Source organism: Achromobacter sp. MYb9 (assembly GCF_002975275.1).
In the GTDB taxonomy this organism is placed as follows: domain Bacteria; phylum Pseudomonadota; class Gammaproteobacteria; order Burkholderiales; family Burkholderiaceae_B; genus Achromobacter.
Genome location: NZ_PCOQ01000006.1, coordinates 274,576 through 280,575, shown reverse-complemented (window position 1 = coordinate 280,575; position 6,000 = coordinate 274,576). Strand labels below are relative to the sequence as shown.

General features: G+C 64.1%; 3 protein-coding genes. 2 read left to right on the top strand and 1 reads right to left on the bottom strand.

Features of this window, described 5'->3' with window-relative positions:
• Positions 1 to 239: 239 nt before the first annotated feature.
• On the top strand, positions 240 to 1,577 hold the full coding sequence (locus CQ050_RS12360) for a DKNYY domain-containing protein (RefSeq protein ID WP_233213991.1): 1,338 nt from the start codon (positions 240 to 242) through the stop codon (positions 1,575 to 1,577).
• A gap of 122 nt (positions 1,578 to 1,699) precedes the next feature.
• Positions 1,700 to 3,598, top strand: a complete 1,899-nt coding sequence (htpG, locus tag CQ050_RS12355) for a molecular chaperone HtpG (RefSeq protein WP_105557108.1) — start codon at positions 1,700 to 1,702, stop codon at positions 3,596 to 3,598.
• Between the two features lie 278 nt (positions 3,599 to 3,876).
• Here the strand turns inward: htpG and CQ050_RS12350 are convergent, their stop codons facing one another.
• Positions 3,877 to 5,982, bottom strand: a complete 2,106-nt coding sequence (locus CQ050_RS12350; RefSeq protein WP_105557107.1) for an acetate--CoA ligase family protein — start codon at positions 5,980 to 5,982, stop codon at positions 3,877 to 3,879.
• Positions 5,983 to 6,000: the final 18 nt, after the last annotated feature.

Sequence of the window (6,000 nt, the reverse complement as noted above, 5' to 3'; positions counted from 1 at the left end):
GGTGGGGGTAGGAGGGAAAGTGCGGGATTTTAGCGGGGAAGCCCCGGGTCCGCCCGGGTAAAGCTCGCGCGGGAGCCCCGGGGCAGGCCTGCTTGATAGAATCTGTGCCGCCACAACCTTTGCCGCCAACCTCATGCCGCCGGGCGCCCGCCGTGCCGAATTGCGATGCAGAAGCCGTGATGCAGAAACGCACTAGATGGATCGGGATTGTCTTGGCCTTGGTCATCGCGGGTTTACCGATGTCCCTGCTGCTATTCGTGCTGGACGGCGATCCCTACGCGGCCGCCGATAAGGGCGAGTCCTATCGGTCCAGTATCTATAAGCGCTACCAGGGCGTTATTTACGCCGCCGTGCCCAGCAACGGCTATTACCCGGTGGACGAGGCGGACCCGGCAAGTTTTCAGCAGTTCGATACGCCGGTCTTTGATGGACGCCAGGCGGGGAAAGACACCCGCAATGTGTATTGCGGCAACCGGATATTGCCCGGCATGAAGCCGGCGTCCACGCAGTACCTGGGCAACAGCTATTTCAGCGATGGGTCAACCACCTATTACTGCTCGCTGTTCTCGGTGGTGAACGACGAGCTGGGCGCCGTGAAAGAGGTCTGGCAGACGGTTCTTTTCGGGATGGGGCGCGGCGCCAAGCCGCAGAACTACGTGTATCCCTTTACCGCGTTGCCGGCCAGCACGCAGCCGTACCGGCCCGTGTTGGACCGCGATCTGGCCACTGACGGCACCAAGGTGTTCTACCGTGGCAACGAATTGCCGCAGGCGAACGCGGGCACCATACGGCGGTTGCCCCAGTCCCGTGACGGTGGGGAACGGCTAAGCGATGATTTCTTCGCCGATGGGCGCCATGTCTATTTCCACGAGGCGTTGCTGCCTGTGTCGGACGATCCGGGGCTTCGCGCGTTCGGGGTGGGGGACCTGGATCGCCAGCCCTATCTCTATGATCCGCGCGACGGCATGGTGTACGTGGGCACGCAGAGCTTTGATACGGCGCATGCGCCGTATCGGCTGCTTAGCGAGCACGGCCAGCATCTGAAGCAGGCGCTGTTCACCGGCCGGGACGGTATCTACTTCTATAACAACGAAAAACGGCGGATGGAGCGGGCCGGCGACGACCCGTTCGCCTCCGGCGGCTTTACCGCGCTGTCGCCTTTCGTGTTCTGGGACGGCAAGCAGGTGCTGTTTTTGAAGGGGGCGGAATCTTGGGGCTCGTCCCGCGGCGGCGGTGGGCTGGTTTCCCGCTCGACGCTGATCAAGCGCATGAAGGACGCACCGACCGGCGAATGGAAAAAACTGGGCGATGTGTATCACCAGTTCGGTTCGGTCTGGCAAAACGGCGACCAGCGGTACTACCTGGATCAGACGGGCAGCAGCCAACTGGTCTTCAGCCCCATTTACCAGATCATGGACCGCGAAACGGCGGATTTCCTGCTGCGGTCGCAGCAGACCCTGGATATCCGGATGGACGATATCCGCAAGCTGATCCGGGGGGGAAAGCTGGTGGTGCCGGCCAGCGACAAGGTGCTTGAAGCGACGGTCCGGTATCGGGGGTTCCTGTCCTGGTTTTGACCCGTCTTGAAAAGTGCCTGATAGCCCCCACATCAGTAGGGTCTCCGGGATGCCAGGCGCGATTGCCGCCCCGGGATGTTCCCGTAATTTGTCCCTAATTTTTTCGACCTTCACGTAAAACTATGAGCCAAACCGCCACGTCTTCCACGTCCGAAACCCTGGGGTTCCAGGCCGAGGTGAAGCAGCTGCTGCACCTGATGATCCATTCGCTGTACAGCAACAAGGAAATTTTCCTGCGCGAGCTGGTGTCGAACGCATCGGACGCTTGCGACAAGCTGCGCTTTGAAGCCATCGACCAGCCCGAGCTGCTGGAAGGCAATGGCGAACTGGCTATCACGGTCAGCTACGACAAGGCCGCTCGCACGATCACGATTTCGGACAACGGCATCGGCCTGTCGCGTGACGAGGCCGTGGCCAACCTGGGCACGATCGCGCGTTCCGGCACGCGGGAGTTCTTTTCCCAGCTGACGGGCGACAAGCAGAAGGACGCGCAGCTGATCGGCCAGTTTGGCGTCGGCTTCTATTCGTCGTTCATCGTGGCCGACAAGGTCACGGTGGTCAGCCGCCGCGCTGGCGCCACGGACGCAATCCAGTGGGAATCGGACGGCCAGGGCGAATTCACGATTGCCGCCGCCGAGAAGTCCACGCGCGGCACCGACGTGACGCTGCACCTGCGCGCCGATGAAGACGAATTGCTGAACGGCTGGAAGCTGCGCGAGATTCTTCGCCGCTATTCCGACCACATCTCCTTGCCGATCCGCATGGCCAAGGAAGAGTGGGATCAAGAGAAGGGCGAACAGGTCAAGACCGACGAACTGGAAACGGTGAACCAGGCGAACGCGCTGTGGGCCCGCAGCAAGTCGGACGTGACGGAAGAGCAGTACCGCGAGTTCTACAAGACGGTGTCGCACGACTACGACGATCCGTTGGCCTGGACGCACAACCGTGTGGAAGGCCGTAGCGAATATACGCAGCTGCTGTATGTGCCGAAGCATGCCCCGATGGACATGTGGGACCGCGACGGCCGCCATGGCGTGAAGCTGTACGTGAAGCGTGTTTTCATCATGGACGACGCCGACCAGCTGTTGCCGTCGTACTTGCGCTTTGTGCGCGGCGTGATCGATTCCGCCGACCTGCCGCTGAACGTGTCGCGTGAAATCCTGCAGGAAAGCCGTGATGTGCGCGCGATCCGCGAAGGGTCGGCCAAGCGCATCCTGTCGTTGCTGGAAGACCTGGCCGAGAACAAGGAGGAAGACTACGCCACGTTCTGGTCGGAATTCGGCCAGGTCCTGAAGGAAGGCGCGGGCGAAGACTCGGCCAACCTGGAACGTATCGCCAAGCTGATGCGTTTTGCGTCCACGCATTCGGGCGATCAGGCGCAGACGGTGTCGTTCGCCGACTACGTGTCGCGCATGAAGGAAGGCCAGGACAAGATCTACTACGTGACGGCGGATACGTTCGCCGCGGCCAGCAACAGTCCGCATCTGGAGATCTTCCGCAAGAAGGGCATCGAAGTGCTGCTGCTGTCGGACCGCGTGGACGAATGGATGCTGTCCTACCTGCGCGAATTCGATGGCAAGTCGCTGGTGTCGGTCGCTAAGGGCGGCCTGGACCTGGCCGAGCTGGCCGACGAAGAAGAAAAGAAGCACCAGGCCGAAGTGGCCGAGGACTTCAAGCCCTTGGTCGAGCGTCTGCAGAAGACGCTGGAAGACCAGGTCAAGGAAGTGCGCGTGACCTTGCGTCTGGTGGATTCGCCGGCGTGCGTGGTGGTGGGCCAGAATGAACTCAGCCCGCACCTGCTGCGTATGCTGAAGGCCGCCGGCCAGGAAGCGCCGAACGTGAAGCCGGTGCTTGAAATCAACCCGGAACACCCGCTGCTGGCGCGCATTCGCGCGGCGGAAGACGGCGAGTTCGACCAATGGGCACGTCTGCTGCTGGACCAGGCCCTGCTGGCCGAAGGCGCGCAGATCGCGGATCCGGCGGCTTTCGTGAAACGGTTGAACGCGCTGCTGCTGAAGTAAACGGTACGCGTGGTGAAGAAAAGGGCACCTGGGAGGTGCCCTTTTTTGTTGCCGCGATGCCAACATTACCGCTCGGTACTTTTTTCCTAAAACTGATCGTCAGACTGCCAAAAAATCCCGATCGGTAATAAATAGCGGCCTTTGTCCTCGAAGGGGACATAAACTTGAAGCATTGGCTCAGGTGCAATCATCGCTGCTGGAACAAGTCGCCGCCGGCACAGAACGCACGCTGATCGAACGCCTGGGCCGGTGGCGCACATCGAACACCCGCAAACACGCTAAACGGTGGGAATAAGCACCGCGTCCAGGGCCAGCGCGCCTTGGCCCGCGGGCAAGGCCAGCAACGGGTTGATCTCGGCCGAGCTGAAGTCGTGGCGTCGCGAATAGGCGAAGCGGGACAGCGCGACCAGCGCGTCGGCCAGCGCATCGATATCGCAGGGTGGCGTGCCGCGCGCGCCTTGCAGCAGCGCATAGCCCTTGATTTCGCGGATCATCGATAGCGCCTGCTGGCGGCCGAAGGGCGCCAGGCGGAAGCTGACGTCTTTCAGTACTTCCACGAAGACACCGCCCAATCCGAACATGACGACCGGTCCGAACACGGGGTCGCAATGCACGCCCGCGATGCACTCCACGCCTTGTTGCGCCATCGGCGCGACCAGCACGCCGTCGATGCGTGCGTCGGGGCGATGCATGCGAACGCTGTCCAGGATGGCGGTGTAAGCGCCGCGCACGGCTTCGTCGCCGGACAGAGCCAGCTTCACGCCGCCGACATCACTCTTGTGCAGGATGTCGGGCGACACGACTTTCATCACGACCGGGACGCCAAGCCGGACGGCGGCGCGCACGGCGGCGTCGGCGTCATTGGCCAGCGTGCAGTCGGGCACGGGCAGGCCGGCCTGGCGCAGCACGTCCATTGCCTGCACTTCGTTGTAGGACGCCAGTCGCGGCGCGGAGGCGTCCGCAGCCGGGATGGCTTGATCCCGTTCGGCGTCTGCCTGATCCGCCAGGCTCGCTACCGCGCCGATCGTCCGGATCGCGGCGCTGGGGTCGGTGAAAACCAGCGTGCCCAGGTGTTCGAGTTCGCGGCGGCGGTCGGGTGGGAACAGCGCGCAGATGGCCAGCGGCACGTCTGGCCGGCGGGCGCGCATTTCCCGGGCGAAGGTTTCGAAGGTAGGCCAAAGCGTGTTGGACGAGCCCGCCGCGGCCAGGAACACCGCCAGGGCGTCGTAGCGGCCGTCGGCCAGCATGTCTTCGGCGGTGGCCAACAGCAGCCCCGGTTCGGAGACGACCTGGCCCGTGACATCGACAGGGTTGCGGCCGCTGGCGAAGGGCACCTTTTCCAGCAGTCGGGCTTGGGCATCCGCGGCGGGCTCGGGCAGCGACAGGCCGGCGTCTTCGGCGTCGTCTGCCATCAGCGCCCCGACCCCGCCCGAGATCGTGAAGATGCCCAGGCGCTTGCCTTGGGGCCGTTGCTTCCAGGTGTCCAGCGCGTAGCCCAGGTTGAAGAATTCTTCGATGGTGCGGGCGCGTACCGCGCCGTATTGGCGGAACAGGGCGTCATAGACGGCGTCGTCGCCCGCCAGGGCGGCGGTGTGCGAGGCGGCGGCCTGCGCGCCGGCCTGGGTGCGGCCGATCTTGGTGACGACGACGGGCTTGCCGGCGTCGCGCGCGGCGGATAGGGCGCGGCGCAGCTTGTCGCCGTCGCGGCAACCTTCCATGTACGTCATGATGACTCGCGTGTCGTCATCGCGGGCCAGCCATTCGATGCAGTCCGCCACGTCGATATCGGCCTCGTTGCCGGTGCTGATCCAGTGCGACAGCCCTAAGCCGCGGTCGCGTGCCATGCAATAGGCATAGGCGCCGAACGCGCCGCTTTGCGACACCATGCCGATGCCGCCCGCGGCCACGGTGCCGTTGGCGGGGGCGGGCGAGAACGTGGCGTAGATGTTGCGCCGGATGTTCATGAAGCCCAGGCAGTTGGGCCCCAGCAACCGGATGCCGCGTTCGCGGGCGATGGCGCATAGCTGCTCTTGCATGGCGGCGCCGGATGCGCCGATTTCCGAGAAGCCCGACGTGAACACCACCGCGCCGCCAACCTGGCCCGGACGAGCCCGTTCCAGCGCCTGCGCGGCGTGCACCGCCGGCACGGCCAGGATGACCAGATCGGCCTCGGTGTCCAGGGCGGCCAGGTCAGGCGCGGCGGCCAGGCCCTGGATGGATTCCGCGCGGGGGTTGATGGGCAGGATGCGGCCGTCGTAGCCATGCTGGCGCAGCAGGGTGACCGGCATGGCGCCGATCTTGCCGGGCGTGGCGGATGCGCCCACGATGGCGATGCTGCCGGGGTTGAACAGGCGGGTCAACGAGGAATCGGAATGCTGGGTCATGGTCTGTGCGAAGAAGAT